Below are 21,500 nucleotides of genomic sequence, written 5' to 3'. Positions count from 1 at the left end.
AGAAGGCGGAATTGTTTTGGAGAAGCGAAGCGGTCGCCTTTGCCCACGGATTACAACAATATTAATAATATATGAGGAATCCGGGGGCAACAGCGATCGGAAGAACAATCCGCATTTGTAGTGATGCCCGTGGAAGAAATACAATCATCGCAAACAGTGAGGAGAATGTACGATGAGAATGGTTGATTTAATTGCGAAGAAACGAGACGGCAAGGAACTGACAACAGAAGAGATCAATTTCTTCATCGACGGATATACCAAGGGAGATATTCCCGACTATCAGGTGAGCGCCATGAACATGGCGATTTATTTCCAGGACATGACCGACCGGGAACGGGCGGACCTGACGATGGCAATGGTAAACTCCGGAGAAACGATTGATCTGTCCGCAATTGAGGGAATCAAGGTTGATAAGCACTCCACCGGGGGCGTAGGCGACACCACGACACTCGTTCTGGCTCCACTTGTAGCGGCACTGGATATTCCCGTAGCGAAGATGTCTGGACGCGGCCTCGGCCATACCGGAGGAACGATTGACAAGCTGGAGTCCATTGAAGGATTTCATGTGGAGATCAGCAAAGACGAATTTGTGAACCTTGTGAATCAACATAAAATCGCCGTCATCGGCCAAACTGGGAACCTCACCCCGGCGGACAAAAAACTGTATGCGCTTCGGGATGTCACGGCTACCGTCAATTCCATTCCGCTGATTGCCAGCTCCATTATGAGCAAGAAGATTGCTGCAGGCTCGGATGCGATTGTACTGGATGTTAAAACCGGAGCAGGCGCGTTCATGAAAACCGTGGAGGATGCCAGGGAATTGGCACACGCCATGGTTAGCATTGGCAACAATGTCGGCCGCAAAACGATGGCCGTCATTTCCGATATGAGTCAGCCGCTTGGGGTTGCGATCGGCAATTCGCTGGAAGTACAGGAAGCAATCGATGCACTTCGCGGCGAGGGTCCGAAGGATCTGGAGGAGCTGTGCCTGGCTCTAGGCCGGCAGATGGTTTTCCTTGCTCAGAAGGCAGATTCGCTTGAAGATGCCGAAGAGATGTTAAGAGAGGTTATCCGCAACGGCAAGGCATTGGAGAAATTCAAGGAATTCATCCAGAACCAGGGCGGAGATCCGTCCGTGGTGGATCACCCCGACCGACTGCCGAAGGCGCAATATCTGATTGAGCTTCCTGCACAACAGGACGGTGTTGTCGCGGAGCTGGTAGCGGATGAGATCGGTACCGCAGCGATGCTGCTTGGAGCCGGTCGTGCAACGAAGGAATCCGAGATTGACTTGGCTGTAGGCCTGATGCTGAACAAGAAGGTCGGCGATGCCGTGAAGAAGGGTGATTCCCTCGTAACCATTCATGCTAACCGCGAGAACGTAGATGATGTGAAGCAGAAGCTGTATGAGAGCATTCGGATTGCAGATCATGCGGATGCACCTGTATTGATTTATGACATTGTGACGGAGTAAGGTGAAGCCTTAATCCCAAAAGAGTCATAAACGAGTACTGGGGACCACCGGGTGAGCACCCACTGCTCGTGCGAATCGCTCATCCCTATACCCGTGTCTCATTTTCAAAGCGAAGCTGATGAAACCTGCTTTCCGTTTTTTATAAACGGGGGCAGGTTTTTTTGCGGTCCCCGTCATAAAACGGGTGGAAGCCTTCATAGGATGGTAGTGGGAAAACGTAAGGCATTTAACGGGAGAGGGAGATGTGTAGCCCGGGCAAGAGCCATCCTGCTTGAAGGAGGCTTTTGGCCATGACCATCGATCAGTTGATTGCTTTGCTGGCACTTATCGTTATGATCATCGGACTTGCGGTGAAGAAGGAGTCCTAACCTGTAAAGTCCGGGAGGGCTGCTGCTAAGTAGAAATTCTACTAATGCAGCAGTCTTTTCTTTTTAATAGGTTGATAGAGTTCAAGATAAGTCATATACTTAGATTGCAATGTTCTCCATTATTCATCATTTATTGGGAGGAAACTATGCTATATTTTGCAGCGTTTGTCATATCTATGGTGCTGGTATTGGTACTGATTCCACCATTTCGTAAACTTGCGATCAAGCTTGATTTTGTGGACAAGCCAAGGCCGGACAGTGAGCGGAAAATACACCGCGAGCCGATACCTTTAACGGCGGGCATCGCCATATTCATCGGATTTTTCATCACTTATTTTGCACTTACCGGCGTCATTTCAAGGGAAGCGGTAGGTATCTTTATCGGTAGCGCCTTGATTCTCGGGATTGGCCTCGTGGACGATTGGTATAAGTCCCAGGGCAAGGAGCTGGCTTCGCTGCCGAAGCTTATTGTACAGGTCAGCGCAGCCGTTGTCGTATACAGCTATGGCATCGCGTTCGAAGGATTCAACAATCCGTTTACGGGTCACTATATTAACCTGCCGGAATGGCTGCAGTTGATCTTAACGATTCTGTGGATCTTCGGCGTTACGACGGTTATTAATTTCTCGGATGGTATCGATGGTCTGGCAGGAGGGCTCTCCGCCATATCCGGAGGTACGCTGTTTGTTGTGGCGATTACGCTGGGCAGAGGCGAATCTGCGCTGCTCGCCGTTATTCTTGTAGGTGCCGCGCTAGGATATCTAAAATACAACAAGCCGCCGGCCAGAGTGTTTATGGGGGATGCCGGAGCCACTTTCCTTGGGTTTATACTCGGGATTATTGCACTGGATGGTGCGTTTAAAGGTGCAACCCTGGCGTCCTTATTCGTTCCAATCTTCGCGCTGGGCGTGCCGATCTTCGATAACATCATCGTGGTCATCCGCAGAATGCTTCAGTCGAAGCCGATCTATCAGGCCGATGCATCCCAGGCCCATTATCGTTTGCTGGCAACGGGACTCAATCAGAAGCAGACACTAGTATTTCTGTGCTTGCTCAATCTCTGTTTCGGTCTGGCTGCCATCATACTTGCGATGAATGGTGGCGCCTGAGGCGTTTATGCCTGCCATAAGCTTTTTCCAGTACGTTAATTAAGTCTCGTCTCCAAGTGAATGTTGGTGGCGGGACTTTTTTTAGAGATAAGAAAGTATAAACTTCAGAGGCTTACCATCCTGATCTCGCAAGAAAAACTTCCGCTAAATGCGGTCTGTCTTCTGAGAAAGTACGTCGATAGACGTTTTTCTTATTACAATGGTAGAAGGTATACGAAACAGGAGGTCTGTGGATGCATGACATGACAGGGAAAATCATCATCGTAACAGGAGCGAACTCCGGAATGGGCCTGGCGACAACCGTAGAGCTGGCCAAAGGGGGAGCGCACGTCGTCATGGCTTGTCGGAGCCAAGCCAGAGGAGAAGCGGCTCTTCGGCAAGCGTTGCAAGAGAGCGGCAACTCGAATATCGAGCTGATGACATTGGATTTGGGCTCTTTTGATAGCATCAGAGTTTTTGCTTCCGACTTTAAGGCCAAATACGACAGGCTCGATGTTTTGGTGAACAACGCGGGTGTGGTCACCCTCAAGCGGGAATTGACGCAGGACGGATATGAAGCCATGATGGGGGTTAATCACCTGGGGCATTTTTTACTGACGAACGAACTCCTGGAGCCTCTTCAACGCGCCCGCCAGGGGAGGGTCGTGAACGTATCCTCTGGCGCGCATAAGGTGGGCAACATCCACTTTGATGACCCTAATCTCGGTAAAGGATTCAATGTGGTCAAAGGTTACGCGCAGTCCAAATTGGCGAATATTTTATTCACGAAAGAGCTGGCCCGTCGGCTGCAGCCGACAAGGGTAACGGTCAATACGCTTCATCCCGGTGCAGTGAGTACGAGCATTGGCGTGAACCGGGATACAGGCTTTGGCAAAGCGGTCCATAAGCTGCTTGGTCCGTTCTTCTTAACCGCGCAGGAAGGAGCACGGACAGCGATTTACTTGGCTTCAAGCCCTGAAGTGGAGCATGTGACAGGGGAATATTACGTCAAATGCAAAGTGGCCAAGACCACCGAGAAGGCAAGGGATCCGAAACTTGCCGCTCGTCTGTGGGCATGGAGTGAACAACAGGTAGGCTGGAAGTCGGACAAGGGTCGATGAACTTATGCGTTTCAAGAAGGTTCGATTCTATGAGTGGGGCTAAAGCTGAATGATCCTGATGAGGGCATGATCAGTCATCAAAGAGCGACGAGACCAATCGGCCCATCATCATGGTGACAACTACCAGTAAATGAAGGTCCATGCTGGCTAACAAATAAACGGGATATCTCCAGATCAACATGATCTTGGGATATCCCGTTTCATTTTACGATCGAAGTTCATGATAGGCCATAGAAACACGCGTTATGTTACTTCGTCGTTTTCATATCGATCGCGCTTCGAACAAATCCGCTGGTACCGTCAAGGAGTTTGGACGCTTCTGCGGCACTGACATTAGCCAGCAGCATCACGATGGCGGTTTTGACATGGGCGCCGGATTCATGGTATGCCTTCTCCACAGCATCCTCAGATGCTCCCGTTGCCAGGGTGATGATGCGTTTGGCGCGATGCACAAGCTTGTTATTGGACGGGTTGAGGTCGACCATCAGGTTTTTGTACACCTTGCCGATGCGAATCATGGCGGTCGTTGTCAGCATGTTCAGAATCAGCTTTTGCGAAGTACCGGCTTTCATCCGCGTGGAGCCCATAATCACTTCCGGTCCGACAACAGCTTCGATTACAAAATCCGCGTACTGATGCATCGGCGATTCATAGTTATTACAGAGTCCGATGACAACGGCTCCACACTCTTTGGCGCGTCTCATTGCCCCAAGAACATAGGGCGTGCGGCCGCTTGCAGCGATGCCGATGACAACATCCTTCTCGTTGATCCCGTTTTCATGGATATCCTGTTCACCTAACTCTTCGCTATCCTCGGCACCTTCGATAGCTTCCTTCACGGCTCTAAAGCCACCTGCGATCAATCCCTGCACCATGGAAGGGTCTGTCCCGTAGGTAGGCGGACACTCGGATGCATCCAGAATCCCGATTCGACCGCTGGTTCCGGCACCTATATAGAACAATCTGCCTCCCTTCTGGAAAGCTTCTACTACGAGATCTGCCGCTCTGGCTATAAGAGGAATAAGCTCGCGGATCGCATCGGTGATCAGGCTATCCTCGCTATTGATGAGGATCATAATTTGTTCTGAGCTCAACTGATCAATGTTCTGCGTATTTTCATGAGGTTGTTCGGTTGTCAATTGACTTAGAATATTCGTCATGAGACAGGTCTCCTTTTTTGCCTTGGAATATGGACGGGCACTGATGTAAAGCTATAGCAAGTCAGAGACGCCGTCTGCAAATAACTTGTAGGCTAACAGGGCCGCACCATGGGCGGGTGTACGTTCGCGATTTCCTTCGGGGAACCGGAGGCGGGGATAACGCGTTAACAGAATGCTAGTGTACGTTTCCCTGAACAATGGCGAATGCTTGAAGATCGAGCCGATCCGCACAAGTTCACTCTCTGCGAATTCAGCTTGCTGTCTGATGAGAGCACTTGTTGTATCGGCCAGTTCTTCTGCCTGCTGCCGGATGATACGGTTTGCTGCTTCATCACCGGCTTGGGCTGCTTCTATGCAGCAGCGGGCGAAAGAAGCGATATCCTGTTTCGTTATAACGGGCTGGTAAATGTAAGATTTGAGATCGGTAATATGCTGGAGAGGATAGGCTGCAACAATCAGGCTGCTCATGATGGTGGGTGGTAAAATGCCCTCATGGCTCTTAATGACAGATTTCAGAGTCTGAAGTCCGATCTGATAGCCGCTGCCTTCGTCTCCGAGAAGATGTCCCCAGCCACCGACGCGGTGGATGTCTCCCGATTTGGTTATAGCGTAGGTATTGGATCCGGTTCCCGAGATCGCAAGTATTCCATACTGTCGTTCCAGTACGGCCATTAATGAAATTTCGGCTTCCGAGCGCATGTAAATACGCATCGAGAGCTGCCGCTGCTGGAAATAAGAATGAAGGAAGGACTGAACACGACGTCGTTCTTCTGCAGAGTTTATCCCTGACATTCCAAGACATATTGATGTAAATAATAATGACTTATTAAAAAAAGGTGCCAGAAGCCCATCCAACACCGTTCGGAGTTCCTCCATCGCTTTATCAAAGGTTACAATGTAAGGATTGGTGGAACCTCCGGTAAACCGGGAAAACACTTCTCCAGCGCTATTGATAGCGGTTGCTTCGGTCTTGGTACCGCCACCATCCACACCGATAAAAATTTCCATATTGAACCACTTCGCTTTCTATATCCAGTATAGGAGAAAACAGAAGTGTTGTAAAATAAAATTTTAAATCATGAATTATGTATTGAAATATAATTTCATACAATTTATAATAAACTCAATCCACTGATATTGAAAGCGGTGCCAGTCATGCTTTCGTTCAAGTTGTGTAAAGTAATATTACATATGGGTGATCGTCAGAGGATTATTTGTAAAGGGGGGGCAAGAAATGAACGGCGGATTGGTTCGATTGCGTGAGGTATATGATTCATTAAATCCGTCCGAGCGCAAAGTTGCAGCCTTCATTTTGCAGGAACCGGCAGAGATGATACAGATGTCGGTCGCGGATCTTGCAGTCCGAAGCGGTTCCAGTCAGGCTGCCATAGTACGCTTGTGCAAAACGATGGGTTTCAAAGGCTATCAGGATCTGAAGCTGAAGGTAGCTGGAGACTTGCAGGAGCCATTAGCCACCGGGTATCAGGATATCCGGCCCAATGACAGCATTTCTGCAATTATACAGAACGTCTCGAACAACAACATTCAATCGATTCGGGATACGATGAAGATTATGGAGGAAGGGAAGGTGGAAGAGGCCGTTCTGGCCCTCGATCAGTCGAAGCGCATTTTCATGTTCGGGGTAGGGGCTTCCAATCTGATCGGGATGGATGCCCAACAGAAATTTTTGCGGATTAATAAGGTATGCATATCTTTTCCGGACCCTCATGTTCAGCTCACCTCGGCGGTGCTGCTGACGCCAGATGATGCGGCCGTATGCATTTCCTATTCCGGTGAAACGGATGAAGTGATCCGCGCAGCAGCCATTGCGAGGGAGAAGGGATGCAAGACGATTGGCATTACCAAATACGGTGATTCTACCTTGAGCCGATCGGTGGACATTCCCTTGTACACCTCCTCCACGGAGAACGAGATTCGCAGTGGCGCGATGTCCTCTCGTATTACGCAGCTTAATCTTATCGATATTTTATATCTTGGCGTCGCCAGTCGGAATTACGAGAATTCAGTGAAATACCTGGATGAGAGCCGGCAAGCGATCAAGCGGTTGTAGTTCATAGCGAAACCACAAATATATAAATGATAAGGGGAGTAGTACATGAAGAAAAAAGGTTGGCTTACATTGTTGGCTTCTTTGATGCTCGTGTTTACCGCAGCTTGCGGCGGATCCGGCGGGGCGAAAACTCCGGAAGGCGGATCCGGGACCTCTTCGGAAGGAAACGGTGAGGCTGCACCGAAGCAGGATACGGTTGTCGTCTGGACCTATCCGGTTCATGGTAAATACGAAGATGAGTTGAAAGAGCATGTGGCGGATCTGAAAGAAAAATATCCGCACATTACGGTCCAAACCGAAGTGCTCTCCTGGGCTGAAGGTCCGAAGAAGTTCGACGTGGCCTTGAATGCCGGTAACCCGCCTGACCTCTATTTCCACGCGGTGGATGGAGCTTATGTGGATACGGGCCTTGCACTGGAGCTTTCCCCTTATATTACAGACGAGATCAAAAACGACTACCTGCCGGGAACGCTTGAGCTGGGCCAAATCCAGGGCAAACAATATGGACTTCCGCTGTACCAATCCCTCTGGGCTTGGGGCGGAAACAAGAAGATTCTTGAAGAAGCAGGCATCGACTGGAAGGCTATTCAAGAGAACGGCTGGACTTGGACCGAATTTAAGGCAGCAGCCGAGAAGCTGACCAAGAAGCTTCCGAACGGAAATACGCAGTATGCTCTGGTGACGGACGGTACTTCCCTGGATTTCATGGAAATGCTGACACGCAGCAACGGCATGCCGGACGTTCTGAACGATAAAGGCGAATTCCAATGGAACGACGAGCGGATTCTGGATACGATGACATTCGTGTCCGATCTGATGAAAGCCGGGCATTTGCCTGCCGAGACTGCCGCGATTACGCCGGCGAAACGGATGGATCTGTTCTATGCAGAGGAAGCCGCGGTTGTGTCCAAAGCGATTCCTTACTACGATGTGATGCTCCAGAACCGCGCGAAGGATATTGACAGCGGTACGGTCCAAGGCGCGAAAATCGAGTTCGTCCTGCTGCCGGTTCCGCATAATGACGGGGCGGAGCGCAAGACATCCATGTTTGGTGAAGGCTATGTCGCTTTCAAACAGAAGAAGGATAAAGGCGAAGAGCATGCGAAGAACACGTTCCTGATCATGGAAGGACTGAGCGGCGCGAAAGCCGGTAATTCCGCGAATGAACTGGTGTTGCCTTTCGTTCGTAAATCCCAAGCGGAGTTTTATGAAGGCAAAGGACTCGGTACGGAATCCACAATCAAAGCAGCGGAAATTTTCGCAAACTTCAAAGAAATTCCGGTGACCCTGAATCTCGATGCAGATGCCTCAGGTAACCAGAAGAAGTTCAAGGAGCAAGTGGTGAAGCCGAACATTCAGGCGCTGTTCTCGGGAGAGAAGACACCGGAGCAGATCGCGCAGGACTTCAAGGATAAAGGCAAACAAATTTTAGGACAGTAATTGAAGTTATAAGGGGGTGTCCCGTTGTCCTTAGCAGGAACAAAACGGGTCACTCCCTTTTTAAACCAATCAATCCAGGCTCAAAAAGCTTCATGAAAATACTTCACCTGTGCGCAAAGGAGGAAATCAAATGCAGACTGCCCCGGCGCAAACCCGGCCCTCGCGTCCCCCAATGAAGGGTTATCTACGCGAATATGGATGGGCGTATTTATTTATTTTGGCTCCCGTACTGTTGTTCTTGATATTTACGCTTTACCCGGTCGCCTCCGCCTTTCTGATGAGCTTCCAGGAATATAGCGTGATGGGCTCCGAATGGATTGGAACGGACAACTACACACGGATGGTACAGGATGAAGTGTTCTGGAAATCCATGAGGAATACGGTTTTATTCACGATCGGTACCGTTCCGGTTAACATTGTCATCACGTATGCGTTATCCTTTTTTATTTTTCAGATGAAGAATAAATGGCAGACGTTCTTCAAGGCTACGATGTATTTGCCGGCCGTTGCTTCCGGCGTCACCATCTCGGTCGTATGGCTCGCGATTTACGATCCGACCCAAGCGGGGTTGTTGAATCGCTTCATTGGATTGTTCGGATTTGACCCGGTCATATGGCTCGGCAAATCGAACACCGCGCTCTTTTCGCTCATCTTGATGAACTGGCTCGGTTCGCATGGCGCGGGCATTATTCTCTATTTGGCTGCCATGGGCGGGATTCCCAAATCGCTCTATGAAGCTGCGGATATTGACCATGCCAGCGGTTGGTCCAAATTCTGGCGCATTACGTGGCCGCTAATGAAACCAACCACGTTGTATCTGCTGGTGACGGGCGTCATTACGTCCTTCCAGGTGTTTATCTCGGTGTATCTGATGACGCAGGGCGGTCCGAACTTCGCGACCACAACCATCGCCTACCTGATTTACAGCACCGCCTTCAATTTCTATGAATTTGGACTCGCAGCAGCGCAATCTTTTGTATTAGCCGCATTGATTATTGTCATTTCCATCATTCAGTTCAAATACTTCTCGTCCGACGTGGAGTATTAATGCATATTTCTGAAGCTAAAAGGGGGTGCACCTATGAAATCAAGATCAAAATTGATCATGCTGATTGTGGCTTCGGTCATCCTGGTGGTATGGAGTGTTCTGACGATCATTCCGATGTACTGGATGTTGATTGGCTCTGTGCAGGACACCAAATCAGCGGCTTCGTTTATCCCGAAAATGATTCCGGACGTATTTTCCGTGGCCCCGTACGAGCGTTTTTTTGGCAAAACCAACGTCATGAGATGGCTCTTTAACTCCTTATTGATCTCGTCCATCTTGACGGTGACCAACGTATTCCTGGCCTCGCTCGCAGGGTATGCCTTTGCGAAGCTGAAGTTCCCGGGGAACAAAGCGGTATTCTGGGTTTTGCTCAGCACGATGATGATTCCGGCGCAAGTGACGCTGATTCCGCTCTATATTTTGATGATTGACGTATTTGATCTCGGGAATACATACACGGCTATACTTCTTCCCGGCATTGTAAGCGTGGGCAATATTTTCTTGATGAAGCAGTACATGTCATCGCTGCCTACCTCTCTGATTCATGCAGCGCGTATCGACGCTTGCGGGGAATTCGGCATCTTCTGGAAGGTCATTCTTCCGATGGCTAAACCGGGTCTTGCCGTACTGGCGATTTTCACGTTCGTTGCATCCTGGAACGATTTCTTCTGGCCCTTCCTCGTGACGAATTCGACGGAAATGAGAACCATTCAAGTCGGTTTGGCTTCCTTCGTGTATGCGGACACAACCGATTTCGGCGCACTTATGGCTGGAGCAACCGTCGCGGCATTGCCGATGATGATCCTGTTCTTCTCGCTTCAGCGCTATTTCCTGCAAGGCATCACCATTGGAGCCGTTAAAGGCTAGAAGGAGGCAAAGTTATGGCACGCGTAGAATTCCGTAATATACGAAAAGAATTTGTAGACGACAACAAAGGGACCTTTACCGCTGTAGCGGGGTCGGACTTTGTGATCAATGATAAAGAGTTCGTGGTATTTGTCGGTCCTTCCGGCTGCGGCAAAACCACCTCGCTGCGCATGATTGCAGGCCTTGAGCGTCAGACGTCCGGCGATATCGTCATCGGCGACCGAGTGGTGAACAATCTTCATCCGAAAGATCGAGATATCGCAATGGTGTTTCAGGATTATGCGCTGTATCCGCATATGACGATTCGCGAAAATCTCTCCTTCGGCTTGAAGAACTTGAAGAAGCCCAAGGCTTATATTGAGCAAAAGGTAGCGCAGGCGGCTTCCATTCTCGGCCTGGAGTCGATGATTGACCGGAAGCCGCGCGAGCTGTCCGGCGGACAGCGTCAGCGTGTGGCGGTAGGGCGAGCCATCGTGCGCGACCCGCAGGTGTTCCTGTTTGACGAGCCGCTGTCGAACCTGGATGCGAAGCTTCGCGTGCAGATGCGGGTAGAGCTGTCCGAGCTGCACAAGCGTCTGGAAGCCACCATTGTATATGTAACGCATGATCAGGTTGAAGCGATGACGCTTGGTGAGCGGATCGTCGTGATGAACAACGGCATTATCCAGCAGATCGCATCACCAACCGAGCTGTATGCGAATCCGCAGAACATGTTCGTAGCCGGCTTTATCGGCTCCCCGCCGATGAACTTTATCGATGTGAAGAAGGAAGGAAATGTCCTCCGCATGGAAGGCGGGGCATTTACCATTCCGGACGCGATGGCGGGTGCGCTGAGCCAATACGACAATGGGCATCTTATTCTGGGGATTCGCCCCGAGCATATTACCGGCGAAGATATGCCAGGCACAACCAATCTGGATTACAAGTATTCTACCAAGGTTCAGGTCGTTGAACATCTCGGTTCTGAGAACCTGGTGTACTTCCGCGTAGGAAGCCGGACCGTTACTGCGAAGGTTCATCCGGAAACGACGGGTTATCCGGGCATGGACAAAACCTTCATTTTCAATTTTGATAAAGTGCATTTCTTCGATCCTGAGACGGAGCAGCGTATCGATTGGTAAACAACGACGAAGAGGAGAGGAAAGCTATGCGCAAGCTGAATGATGTGTTGAAGAAGACCGGGGTTGAGATTTACCGTGAGATTACGGCGGTGGCCTTATACAGCATGATTACCTCGCTGGTGCTCGTGACGGTGGTCATGTTTGTTCCGCTATGGGTAGCGCTGGTGCTGCTGCCGGTTCTGTATATGCCGCTGTTCTATGGTGTTTGTTATGCCTATCACCGCAAGACGGAGCGGGGCAAGTCCAGGCTGAAAGACGTGTTTCAAGGTGCGCTTAAAGGGCTTGGACCTGCCATCGTAATGGGCTTCTTCTTCGTGGTGATGACATTGATTCTATGGTCCACCTGGTGGTATTACGGAGGCAAAGAAGGAATCGGCTATCTTGCGATTGGCGTATTCCAAACCTATTTCGTCATGATGGCACTCATCTCCCAATTCTACACCTTTCAGCTTGTCATTCAGGAAGGGATGGGCATCTTCAAGGCGATGGCCCACAGTGTAAAGCTGTTCCTGAAGTTTCCGGCCTATACACTGGGTGCATGCTTTCAAGCCTTCTGCGTCGCGATTCCGCTGATGGTTACGGTCGTTGGCTTTGGATTTTTGTTTAATGGCATGTGGGCTATATACCAACATAAGGTTACGTATAATGTAATGAATCCGGAAGAGGCCAAACCGGTGGAAGACGGTGTGGTAGCCTCTGAAGCGAGAGGTGTAAGCATATGATGAGCAGCAACGTGCGGAGCGGAATTGAGATGCTGCCGGACATCAAGCATGAGAAAATCACGGGTCGTCGCCTTGGCGTCATCACGAATCCGACGGGGCTCACGTCGGATTTTCGTTCATCTATCGAGGTGATTGCAGGTTTACCCGAGTCCGAATTGACGGCTTTGTTTGCTTGCGAGCATGGGCTGCGCGGTCAGTTGCAGGCAGGTAAGCACGTCGATGATGAAGTAGACCCGGTATTCGGCGTGCCAGTTTACAGCCTGTATGGTTCGCGGCGTAAACCGGATGCTGACATGCTGAAGACCGTGGATACGGTCATCTTCGATATTCAAGACCTCGGTGTCCGTTTCTACACGTATTTGACCACGCTCCTCTATGTCATGGAGGCATGCGCTGAGCAAGGCAAGAGCTTGCTTGTCCTGGACCGGCCGAATCCGCTTGGCGGTGAGCGCTGTGAAGGCGGTTTGCTGCAGCCGGGATATGAATCCATGGTGGGCGGATGGCAGATTCCGATTAGCACCGGGATGACCATCGGCGAATTCGCGCGCATGGCCAATGACTTGCGGGGGACCGGATGTGATCTGGATGTGATTCAGCTCGAAGGATGGACGCGCGACATGGTTTATAACGACACGGGTCTTCCGTGGGTACTGCCTTCGCCGAACATTCCCACGATGGAGACGGTTCGGCTGTACAGTGGGACTTGTTTCTTCGAAGGGACCAATCTTTCGGAAGGAAGGGGGACGACCCGGCCATTCGAATGGATCGGTGCTCCATGGGTCGATGGCGAAGAGCTGGCGAAGGCGTTCAACGCGTACGGACTGCCGGGTGTGCATGCCCATTCCATGTACATGACACCCACCTTCTCGAAGCATCAGGGCGAAGGCTGCGGCGGGGTGATGTTGTTTGTAACGAATCCGGCAAAAGTGGAAGCTGTGCGTACAGGGCTTGTGCTGCTGCACCTGGTCAGCCGAATGTACCCGGATCAGTTCCAGTGGCTTACCCCACCAGAGGGACGAAACCGGTATTTTATTGATTTGCTGACGGGCAGCGAAGATGTCCGGCGGCACATCCACGAAGAAGCCGGACTCCAGCGCATTGTTGCCGAGTGGGGCAAGGATGCGGAGTTGTGGAGAACGATGCGGACTCCTTATCTGCTGTATGGGGAGGCGTAAAGTATGATGTTCTCGCCATGGAAGGATGGAGGGCCGACCGTTGTGGTCGGCCTGATGTCGGGCACTTCGCTGGACGGCATCGATGCGGCCATCGTCCGCATACACGGAAGCGGCTTCGACGCATCGGTTGAGCTTCTGCATTACTACAGCAAGCCGTACGAACCAGAGCTCCGTCAGCGGCTGCGCGATTTGTGCAGTGAAGAGAATTCCAATAGCGCTGCTGTTTGCAGCATGAATGCATACTTAGGGTATCAGTTCGGGGCGGCAGTCCTGGAAGCGGTTGCCGATGCCGGCATGCGAATCGATGAGGTGGATTTGGTAAGCTCACATGGACAAACGATCTGGCATCAGCCTGAACCCGAACAAGGCGATCCCTATGCTGTCGCTTCGACTCTACAGATCGGTGATATTTCCGTTATCGCCAAGCACACCGGCAAACTTACGGTAGGAGACTTCCGTCCCGCAGATATGGCGGTTGGGGGGCAAGGGGCCCCGTTTGCTCCTTACGGAGATTTGATCCTGTTTCGGCACCCGCAGCGAGGAAGGCTGCTGCAGAACATCGGCGGGATCGGCAATTGCTCGGCGCTGCCCGCAGGGGCGGATCCTGTGGATGTGCTGGCCTTTGATACCGGGCCCGGCAATATGATCATGGATGCCGTAGCCCATATGCTGTCCGGAGGGCAGCTTTCGTATGACGACAGCGGAACATGGGCTGCCCGAGGGAATCCGGATCAGGCTTTGTTAAGCGAGATGATGGAGCATCCTTATTTTCACGCGGAGCCGCCCAAATCAACGGGAAGAGAATGGTTTGGTCACAATTACGCGGTTTCGTTTCTGGAACAAGCCAAGCTCAGGAAGCTTCCGGATGAGGACGTGATAGCAACGGCTACGGCGTTTACCGCCCATACCATTGCGGATAGCTATGAGAGATATGTGTTTCCCCGTTACAAGATCGATGAAGTGATCGTGACTGGCGGAGGAGCTCACAACAAGACGCTGCTCTCCATGTTAAGCGAGCTGCTGCCGGAACAAAAAGTCATGACCTCCAAGGCGCTGGGCTTTGATGACGATGCCAAAGAAGCTGTCATTTTTGCACTCCTAGGCAATGACTTCATGCTCGGTGTTCCTAACAATTTGCCTGCAGCTACGGGAGCCGATCGCCCAACCGTTATGGGGAAGCTGGCCCTGCCATAGTGGAGGAAGCAACCGAGCATAAACCTGTGCTTAGCCCGAGCATAAACCGTTCATTAAAAACCTCAAGAAGGAAGCGCCAAGCGATGGTGCAAAGATAATATTAGATAGATTGAACTAATGAAAAGAAGAACCTCAACGGAGAAGACGGAATTATTCTGGAGAAGCGGTAGCGGTCGCCCGAAAGCTTTCCAAAGGAAAGCTCGCATCGGAAGCATATACTGAACCCGGATTTCAACCATTTTTAATGGATTGATAGAAATCTGGGGGCAACAGCGATCGGAAGAATAATCCGTATTCGTAGTGTGGTGCTCGGGCTGAGAATTTTTAGTTCAACTTATAGTAGGAAGAAATTTGGTAAGTAAAGTGATTATCTGTAGTTAAACCCGTATAGGGGAGGGGGAAACAACGTGCTGGAATCTGTTATTCGCGAGCAGCTGGCCGCCGTGGTTGGCGGGAAGTGGTTCAAGGACGATCCGGAAAGTCTCGTCTCTTACAGTTATGATGCTACGCCGCTATATCAAGCGATGCCGGACGGGGTTATCTTTCCTGGAAGCACGCAGGAAGTATCCGACATCGTCAAAATTTGCGCAAAACACCGCATACCCGTTATTACACGGGGCGCAGGCAGCAATCTGTGCGGCGGGACCATTCCGCTTCAGGGCGGTCTGATCGTGGTCATGACCCGAATGAATAAGCTGCTGGAGATCGATGCGGATAATCTGACCGCGACCTTCCAGACCGGTTTGAATACGAAGCAGTTTCATCTGGCGGTTGAACAGACAGGACTGTTCTATCCTCCGGATCCAAGCAGCATGATCATCTGCACGATGGGCGGTAATATCGCTCTGGGCGCTGGCGGGCTGCGCGGCTTGAAGTATGGAACGACCAAGGATTATGTCCTTGGCCTGGAAGCCGTATTGCCGGATGGCAGCATCCTGCGCACGGGCGGCAAACTGGTGAAGGACGCGGCAGGATATGATTTGACCCGATTGTTGGTAGGGTCGGGTGGAACGCTAGCCATTCTGACCGAGGCCACGGTTAAGTTGATTCCTAGGCCTTCATACAGGAAGGCGATGGTTGCCGTCTACGACGATCTTAACGCGGCGGCCCGAACGGTTTCGAATATTATAGCGAATCATATTTTCCCGTGTACCTTGGAATTCATGGATCAGCCGACCCTCCAGGTGGTTGAGGAATTTGCCAAAATCGGACTGCCGGTTCACGCCAAAGCGATGCTGGCGATTGAGCAGGACGGCAATGTTGATGATGTGGAGCGGGATCTGAAGAAGCTGGAGGAGATATGTCTTGCTTCCGGCGCGGTTCAGCTCAACATTGCTAAGACACCGGAAGAAGGGGCGAAGGTAATGGAGGCGAGACGGAGTGCGCTTGCTGCGCTATCCCGATTGCGGCCGACCACGATCTTGGAGGACGCGACGGTTCCGCGTTCCAAAATTGCGGACATGGTGCTTGAAGTTCAGCGTATCGCCCAGAAATACGATGTGCAGATTTGCACATTCGGCCATGCCGGGGACGGCAATCTGCATCCGACCGCGATGACGGATGCCCGTGACCCGGAAGAGATTCACCGCGTGGAGCAGGCATTCGCCGAAATCTTTGAGGCGGCGATTGCCATGGGGGGCACCATTACCGGTGAGCATGGCGTCGGTATCGTGAAGGCTCCTTACCTGGAATGGAAGGTTGGCGAAGCCGGCATCAAGATGATGAAATCCATTAAGGATGCGATTGATCCGCACCAGATCATGAATCCCGGCAAGTTGTTTGCGGAAACCCGGAAGCGGATTGTCTTCCAGGAGCGGACGGAGCAGGCAGAGCGGGACTCCGTTTCGGATCAGGATCATAAGATCCAAACATCGTGAGAGGAGGCGAACGCGCATGAATTCAACCCATGAGAAGCTTGCACAATCGCTAAAGCTGACGCTGGATGAGGATCAATTGACAAACTGTATGCGCTGCGGGTTTTGCCAGACTGCCTGTCCGACCTTCCTCGAAACAGGGCTCGAAGCTGCCTCCCCCCGCGGGCGGATCGCGCTTATGAAAGCGGTTGTGGATGGTTTGATGGAGCCGGATGAGAGCTTTCGAAGCCAGATGGATCTATGTCTGGGCTGCAGAGCCTGTGAGCCTGCTTGTCCTTCCGATGTGAAATACGGCCAGCTGATCGAGCAGACCCGGGCGGCGATTGCGGCCGAGAAGCCTTATTCGCTGCCGGTACGAGTCGTCCGTAAGACGTTCCTGCAAGGGATATTCCCGCATCGCGGAAGACTGAAGCTGATCGGCAAGACGCTTTCCTTCTATCAGAAATCCGGCCTTCAAAAGTTCGCGCGGAGTTCCGGAGCCATGAAGCTGTTTCCCGACCATCTCCAACAGCTGGAGAAGGCGCTGCCTCCCGTAACGGGCGACGGCCTGGAAGAGCTGTGGAGCAAGGCTGGCTTGCCCTACCGCCGCGAGACGACAGACAGCGGTTCAAGGCTAATGGTTATCCCTGCGGCTGGGGCTAAGGTTGGCCGGGTCGGGATGTTCCGTGGCTGCATTATGGATGTCATGTTTGCATCCACGAACGTGAACACCGTACGGCTGCTGCGGCAAGCCGGGTTCGAAATTGTCATTCCGGAGGAGCAGGCATGCTGCGGAGCGCTGCATGCGCATGCTGGTGAGATGGGCGATGCCAAGCAGCTGGCTGGTCAGAACATATGGGCTTTCGGGGAAGCGGACGTGGATTACATTGCAAGCAATGCAGGAGGTTGTGGCGCACTGCTGAAGGAATACGATCATCTGATGCATGCAGAATCGGATGAGCGGCTTCAGCAAGCGGCGATTCGTTTTGCAGAACAGGTGAAGGACATCTCCGAGCTGCTGCACAGCCTCGGTCGGCCGCTTACGCCGATTCAGGCGGAAAACCCGCAGAACGAGGCCATAACCGTCACCTATCAGGACTCTTGTCACTTGCGCAATGTGATGAGGGTACAAGGCGAGCCGCGCCAGCTGATGGAGCTGCTTCCGGCTGTACAGATGTGCGAGCTTCAGGGGGCCGAGGTATGCTGCGGTTCCGCCGGCATTTATAATTTGACACAGACGGAAATGTCGACCACGCTTCTGGATCACAAGATGGAACATGTGGAGGCTACCGGAGCCAAGGTCATCGTGACTTCGAATCCGGGATGCCTGCTGCAGATGAAGTGGGGGATCGAGCGTGCCGGTATGCAAAAAAATGGCGTAGAAGCTGTTCATCTCGTGGATTTTCTGGCAGAGCAGGTGCTGATTGAGGGATAAGCGTGACTAATTGTACAAATTGGGCAACTTCATGGTCATGATGATCGTGGGGATGCCCTTTTTTAGCCTGATTTATCATCATTCGGTGTGTCTGTTGCGGCCATTTATTATATATAATGGTTCCGAACCGGCATTAATCTTATTAGTACTGTGATATAAGGATGGATACTGTGATATAAGGATGGATACAGTGATATAAGGCAACGAACCGGTTTACATCGGTTCCTATCAACGGTATGGTAGAACGATGGGGGGAGTTCTCCCTCACTGGGTTCATTTTAGTACATATAAGCATAATGCAATCATGCGAGGAGGAGAGCGATACCATGAAAGAGAGTTTTGATTCGTCACTCATAGACCGATTGGAAAGTCCCGAAAGGAAGAAGGAGTTACCGGCATCTTCGCTGCTAGAGAAGCTCCAAGTGAGCGGCGGGGTGGATGTCCTTGACATCGGGGCAGGTACCGGCTATTTTTCCATACCGGCAGCCGCGTTAACGACAGGCACTGTTTACGCGCTGGATACTGAGCCAGCCATGCTGGGTATGATGCGGGGGCGTGCACAGGAACAGGGGCTCACGAATATTAAGGTGATGGAAGGCATGTTGGAAAAGCTTCCCCTCCAGGATGAAGCTGTCGATCGAGTCATCGCTTCCCTGATCCTTCATATCACCGATCAACTGGAGGAGTCCATCCGCCAGATGGCAAGAGTGCTGCGACCAGGAGGACGATGCTTGTGTCTGGAGTGGCAAGAGGATCCTGCTGAGAAGCGGGTTCCCCGTCCGAACCGGGTTGATCCGCATGTAATGAAGGCAATGTTGGAGCAAGCAGGGCTGCATGTGGAAGGCATCGAGTATCCTACAGAGCGTCATTATCTGATCATCGCCAGTAAATAGCCAATGTCGATGAAGCCTCTTGCTGGATGAACTCCCCCCTTTAAATCGATCGCCGTCTAGCGCTTTTGCCTCACCACGTTTTATGGAGGTAGATCCCAGATCGGTGCATTTATTGATAACAGCTGGAACATTTTGGGGGAGGGGGCCGTCTAAGGTTTGAGGTGATTCATTGATGAGAAAATCCAGGGTTACGATCCTGCTTAGCTGCTTGCTGCTGCTCGTGAGTCTGTACACGGTCAAACCAGCCAACGTATTTGCCTGTTCTTGTGCTGTACAGCCTACGGTTGAGGAGAGCTTGGAACGGAGTGCAGCGATATTTGCAGGCAAAGTGACCAAGCTGGTTGGCCCGAAGCCGAAGCTGGTGATGTCATCCGCAGATCCGGTTCATGTTATGTTAGAGGTAACCGAAGTATGGAAGGGCGAATTAGCTGGAATGACGGAGCTTACAACAGCTATGTCATCAGCCAGCTGCGGTTATGATCAATTTGCCGTAGGGAGCGAATTCCTGGTGTTCGCGTCTATAGAATCGGGTCAGCTGAGAACAGGGATGTGTGATGGTACGAAACTCCTCTCCGCTGCAGGGAAAGAGCTAACCGAGCTTGGAGATGGATACCCTCCCGAAGATGCATCTGCTCGGGGATCAGGACCCGGTACGCTTGCCGAGGACGTGTCTCCAGCTGAAGGCGAGCATGCAGGTCAATCTTCATACTTACTGAAGCCCGTTTTGTGGGGAGCCGTAGTAATGCTGCTGGCAGCGGGGGTATGGCTTTATTTTTGGAGGAAGAATAAGAGAAATATAAAGGGAATGTAAAATGTTTACTCCTGTAACCTATTTCCGAGTTGAAACTTTATCGCCGATTTTTGGGGTAAAGTTTTTTTGTTTCCTTTGGTCTTTTGATACGTATGTATGGTAGAGCTTGCGATATTGCGTTTGCGGTTGAGGTGATTTTGGCTGCCGTTGCCCTTGCTCTGACGCTGCCGGAACCCGGCCTCACGAATATCGGGGGCATGGATGGCGAATAATGAACATAGGAAAAAAGAGAGGAATTGTGATCTCGCGTGTAAAATTATCGTTTCTGCGCAACCTTACATTATAATTTATGATACGAGGAGAAACGATTGTCATTGAATAAATGAAGTTCGAAGTTAGATAAAATGCTGCCTGCCCTGATTCTGTTTATGGTTATGGAGAGTCATATGACTTTCTGGGTTACAGCCGAGCTGAAGCTGCCTCCGAGGATACAGCAAGCATATGCTACCGTTCCCGTGCCCGTGCCCGCCCGCGTATAAACAGAAGGCAGACATTCTTAATGGAAATGATTGAGGTTCCCTTGGCTTAGGAGTAGAATAAGATGATGTAGGGCGCCTTTAGCTTTTCTTTTTTTTGGATACAAGACAAGAAGAAAGCAGATACACCTTGTGATTGTGAATCAGCCTTATTGGCCGGGGAGTGGGGAGAGGCAGGTGCCTGTCCTCAAGAATCTTCGATCAGCTAAGGCTTTTTGATTTGAATAGGAGATAACAGCCATATGAGAAGGAGTGAGCAGAATTGATAATCCTCAAAACACAAGAACAAATCGCCAAGATGAATAAGGCAGGGGACATTCTCGCCGAATGCCACCGTCAGATTGCCAAGATGATCAAACCGGGCGTGACAACACTGGAGATTGATCAATTTGTCGAGCGGTTTCTGGCAGAGCGCGGCGCGACACCGGAGCAGAAGGGGTATCACGGATATCCCTTTGCCACCTGCGCATCGGTTAATGACGTAATTTGCCATGGTTTTCCGAGCCATGAGCCATTGAAGGACGGGGATATCGTTACCATTGATATGGTGGTGAAGTATGATGGCTGGCTCGCCGATTCCGCCTGGTCCTATCCGGTCGGAAACGTGTCCGAAGAAGCGCAGCATCTGCTGGACGTAACGAAGAAATCCCTGTATCTCGGCATTGAGCAAGCGGTGATCGGCAATCGAATCGGAGACATCTCCCATGCGATTCAAACCTATGCGGAATCCCAAAATTTATCGGTCGTCCGCCACTTCGTGGGGCACGCCATCGGCGAAAATATGCATGAGGAGCCGCAAGTACCCCATTACGGCCCGCCTAATCGCGGGACACGACTTAAAGAGGGCATGGTCATCACGATTGAACCGATGCTGAATCTTGGCACATATCAATGCAAGATCGATTCAGACGGATGGACCGCGAGAACGGTGGATGGCAAATGGTCCGCACAGTATGAGCATACACTCGCCATCACAAAGGATGGCCCGGTGATCCTGACGGAACAATAAGATGCGACTCCGTAGGGGCTAACGCTCTCTATGGAGTCGTGGGACGGTACAAGCTATAAAGCTCTGCTCATGCACGTGTAGTGATGCAGTCGAATCCTTGAGTATGCCTACAAAAAGGACTTCGACGGAGAAGGCGGAATTGTTCTGCAGAAACGGAAGTGGTCGCCTTTGCCC

General features: G+C 51.3%; 18 protein-coding genes and 1 pseudogene. 17 read left to right on the top strand and 2 right to left on the bottom strand.

Features of this window, described 5'->3' with window-relative positions:
• Window positions 1–172 precede the first annotated feature (172 nt).
• From ABEW73_RS27320 to ABEW73_RS27310, 3 genes are all read left to right on the top strand, one after another.
• The gene (locus ABEW73_RS27320; protein ID WP_076325328.1) at window positions 173–1,474 is read left to right on the top strand and encodes a pyrimidine-nucleoside phosphorylase; all 1,302 of its coding nucleotides are present in this window, start codon (window positions 173–175) and stop codon (window positions 1,472–1,474) included.
• A 514-nt stretch (window positions 1,475–1,988) separates the two neighbouring features.
• On the top strand, window positions 1,989–2,951 hold the full coding sequence (locus tag ABEW73_RS27315; RefSeq protein WP_215161904.1) for an MraY family glycosyltransferase: 963 nt from the start codon (window positions 1,989–1,991) through the stop codon (window positions 2,949–2,951).
• A gap of 233 nt (window positions 2,952–3,184) precedes the next feature.
• Window positions 3,185–4,051: an SDR family oxidoreductase gene (locus ABEW73_RS27310; protein WP_430173805.1), complete on the top strand. Its 867-nt coding sequence runs from the start codon at window positions 3,185–3,187 to the stop codon at window positions 4,049–4,051.
• 248 nt (window positions 4,052–4,299) lie between these two features.
• On the opposite strand, the gene murQ is transcribed toward ABEW73_RS27310, so the two are convergent.
• Both murQ and ABEW73_RS27300 read right to left on the bottom strand, forming a co-directional pair.
• Window positions 4,300–5,211 (bottom strand): N-acetylmuramic acid 6-phosphate etherase, encoded by a 912-nt coding sequence (murQ, locus tag ABEW73_RS27305; RefSeq protein WP_430173803.1) that lies wholly within the window; start codon window positions 5,209–5,211, stop codon window positions 4,300–4,302.
• Window positions 5,212–5,262: 51 nt separating this feature from the next.
• Entirely contained in the window at window positions 5,263–6,219 is a 957-nt protein-coding gene (locus ABEW73_RS27300) for a BadF/BadG/BcrA/BcrD ATPase family protein (RefSeq protein ID WP_430173802.1), read from the bottom strand.
• A 226-nt stretch (window positions 6,220–6,445) separates the two neighbouring features.
• Between ABEW73_RS27300 and ABEW73_RS27295 the strand changes: the two genes are divergently transcribed.
• The 14 genes and pseudogenes from ABEW73_RS27295 (at window position 6,446) to map (ending at window position 21,326) form a co-directional block, all read left to right on the top strand.
• On the top strand, window positions 6,446–7,282 hold the full coding sequence (locus ABEW73_RS27295; RefSeq protein WP_430173800.1) for a MurR/RpiR family transcriptional regulator: 837 nt from the start codon (window positions 6,446–6,448) through the stop codon (window positions 7,280–7,282).
• Window positions 7,283–7,327: 45 nt separating this feature from the next.
• Entirely contained in the window at window positions 7,328–8,722 is a 1,395-nt protein-coding gene (locus tag ABEW73_RS27290) for an ABC transporter substrate-binding protein (protein WP_430173798.1), read from the top strand.
• Window positions 8,723–8,852: 130 nt separating this feature from the next.
• Window positions 8,853–9,770, top strand: coding sequence for a carbohydrate ABC transporter permease (locus tag ABEW73_RS27285; protein WP_430173796.1), 918 nt, complete (start codon window positions 8,853–8,855; stop codon window positions 9,768–9,770).
• A 33-nt stretch (window positions 9,771–9,803) separates the two neighbouring features.
• Window positions 9,804–10,637, top strand: a complete 834-nt coding sequence (locus ABEW73_RS27280) for a carbohydrate ABC transporter permease (protein WP_076325335.1) — start codon at window positions 9,804–9,806, stop codon at window positions 10,635–10,637.
• A 14-nt stretch (window positions 10,638–10,651) separates the two neighbouring features.
• Window positions 10,652–11,758: an ABC transporter ATP-binding protein gene (locus tag ABEW73_RS27275; protein ID WP_430173794.1), complete on the top strand. Its 1,107-nt coding sequence runs from the start codon at window positions 10,652–10,654 to the stop codon at window positions 11,756–11,758.
• 26 nt (window positions 11,759–11,784) lie between these two features.
• Complete coding sequence (locus tag ABEW73_RS27270) at window positions 11,785–12,480, top strand: hypothetical protein (protein ID WP_430173793.1); 696 nt, start codon at window positions 11,785–11,787, stop codon at window positions 12,478–12,480.
• Window positions 12,477–13,655: a DUF1343 domain-containing protein gene (locus ABEW73_RS27265; RefSeq protein WP_430173791.1), complete on the top strand. Its 1,179-nt coding sequence runs from the start codon at window positions 12,477–12,479 to the stop codon at window positions 13,653–13,655. Before ABEW73_RS27270 ends, ABEW73_RS27265 begins: the two co-directional genes overlap by 4 nt.
• 3 nt (window positions 13,656–13,658) lie before the next feature.
• On the top strand, window positions 13,659–14,849 hold the full coding sequence (locus tag ABEW73_RS27260; RefSeq protein WP_430173789.1) for an anhydro-N-acetylmuramic acid kinase: 1,191 nt from the start codon (window positions 13,659–13,661) through the stop codon (window positions 14,847–14,849).
• Between the two features lie 407 nt (window positions 14,850–15,256).
• The gene (locus ABEW73_RS27255; protein WP_430173788.1) at window positions 15,257–16,726 is read left to right on the top strand and encodes an FAD-linked oxidase C-terminal domain-containing protein; all 1,470 of its coding nucleotides are present in this window, start codon (window positions 15,257–15,259) and stop codon (window positions 16,724–16,726) included.
• A gap of 16 nt (window positions 16,727–16,742) precedes the next feature.
• Window positions 16,743–18,137: a (Fe-S)-binding protein gene (locus ABEW73_RS27250; protein ID WP_430173787.1), complete on the top strand. Its 1,395-nt coding sequence runs from the start codon at window positions 16,743–16,745 to the stop codon at window positions 18,135–18,137.
• A gap of 326 nt (window positions 18,138–18,463) precedes the next feature.
• Window positions 18,464–19,030: a class I SAM-dependent methyltransferase gene (locus ABEW73_RS27245; protein ID WP_430173786.1), complete on the top strand. Its 567-nt coding sequence runs from the start codon at window positions 18,464–18,466 to the stop codon at window positions 19,028–19,030.
• Between the two features lie 172 nt (window positions 19,031–19,202).
• Complete coding sequence (locus ABEW73_RS27240) at window positions 19,203–19,841, top strand: hypothetical protein (protein ID WP_430173785.1); 639 nt, start codon at window positions 19,203–19,205, stop codon at window positions 19,839–19,841.
• 110 nt (window positions 19,842–19,951) lie between these two features.
• Window positions 19,952–20,047, top strand: a pseudogene (locus ABEW73_RS27235) (TerC family protein); the annotation flags it as partial.
• Between the two features lie 532 nt (window positions 20,048–20,579).
• Window positions 20,580–21,326 (top strand): type I methionyl aminopeptidase, encoded by a 747-nt coding sequence (map, locus tag ABEW73_RS27230; RefSeq protein ID WP_076325344.1) that lies wholly within the window; start codon window positions 20,580–20,582, stop codon window positions 21,324–21,326.
• Window positions 21,327–21,500 lie beyond the last annotated feature (174 nt).

It is taken from the genome of Paenibacillus lautus (assembly GCF_050482385.1).
In the GTDB taxonomy this organism is placed as follows: domain Bacteria; phylum Bacillota; class Bacilli; order Paenibacillales; family Paenibacillaceae; genus Paenibacillus_AQ; species Paenibacillus_AQ lautus_B.
This window is presented reverse-complemented; position numbering and strand designations above follow the sequence as displayed.

Bases quoted from the DNA above. Each gene is read 5' to 3' on its own strand.
- ABEW73_RS27320 (WP_076325328.1), top strand. From the start codon at position 173: ATGAGAATGGTTGATTTAATTGCGAAGAAACGAGACGGCAAGGAACTG.
- ABEW73_RS27315 (WP_215161904.1), top strand. From the start codon at position 1,989: ATGCTATATTTTGCAGCGTTTGTCATATCTATGGTGCTGGTATTGGTA.
- ABEW73_RS27310 (WP_430173805.1), top strand. From the start codon at position 3,185: ATGCATGACATGACAGGGAAAATCATCATCGTAACAGGAGCGAACTCC.
- murQ (WP_430173803.1), bottom strand. From the start codon at position 5,211: ATGACGAATATTCTAAGTCAATTGACAACCGAACAACCTCATGAAAAT.
- ABEW73_RS27300 (WP_430173802.1), bottom strand. From the start codon at position 6,219: ATGGAAATTTTTATCGGTGTGGATGGTGGCGGTACCAAGACCGAAGCA.
- ABEW73_RS27295 (WP_430173800.1), top strand. From the start codon at position 6,446: ATGAACGGCGGATTGGTTCGATTGCGTGAGGTATATGATTCATTAAAT.
- ABEW73_RS27290 (WP_430173798.1), top strand. From the start codon at position 7,328: ATGAAGAAAAAAGGTTGGCTTACATTGTTGGCTTCTTTGATGCTCGTG.
- ABEW73_RS27285 (WP_430173796.1), top strand. From the start codon at position 8,853: ATGCAGACTGCCCCGGCGCAAACCCGGCCCTCGCGTCCCCCAATGAAG.
- ABEW73_RS27280 (WP_076325335.1), top strand. From the start codon at position 9,804: ATGAAATCAAGATCAAAATTGATCATGCTGATTGTGGCTTCGGTCATC.
- ABEW73_RS27275 (WP_430173794.1), top strand. From the start codon at position 10,652: ATGGCACGCGTAGAATTCCGTAATATACGAAAAGAATTTGTAGACGAC.
- ABEW73_RS27270 (WP_430173793.1), top strand. From the start codon at position 11,785: ATGCGCAAGCTGAATGATGTGTTGAAGAAGACCGGGGTTGAGATTTAC.
- ABEW73_RS27265 (WP_430173791.1), top strand. From the start codon at position 12,477: ATGATGAGCAGCAACGTGCGGAGCGGAATTGAGATGCTGCCGGACATC.
- ABEW73_RS27260 (WP_430173789.1), top strand. From the start codon at position 13,659: ATGATGTTCTCGCCATGGAAGGATGGAGGGCCGACCGTTGTGGTCGGC.
- ABEW73_RS27250 (WP_430173787.1), top strand. From the start codon at position 16,743: ATGAATTCAACCCATGAGAAGCTTGCACAATCGCTAAAGCTGACGCTG.
- ABEW73_RS27245 (WP_430173786.1), top strand. From the start codon at position 18,464: ATGAAAGAGAGTTTTGATTCGTCACTCATAGACCGATTGGAAAGTCCC.
- ABEW73_RS27240 (WP_430173785.1), top strand. From the start codon at position 19,203: ATGAGAAAATCCAGGGTTACGATCCTGCTTAGCTGCTTGCTGCTGCTC.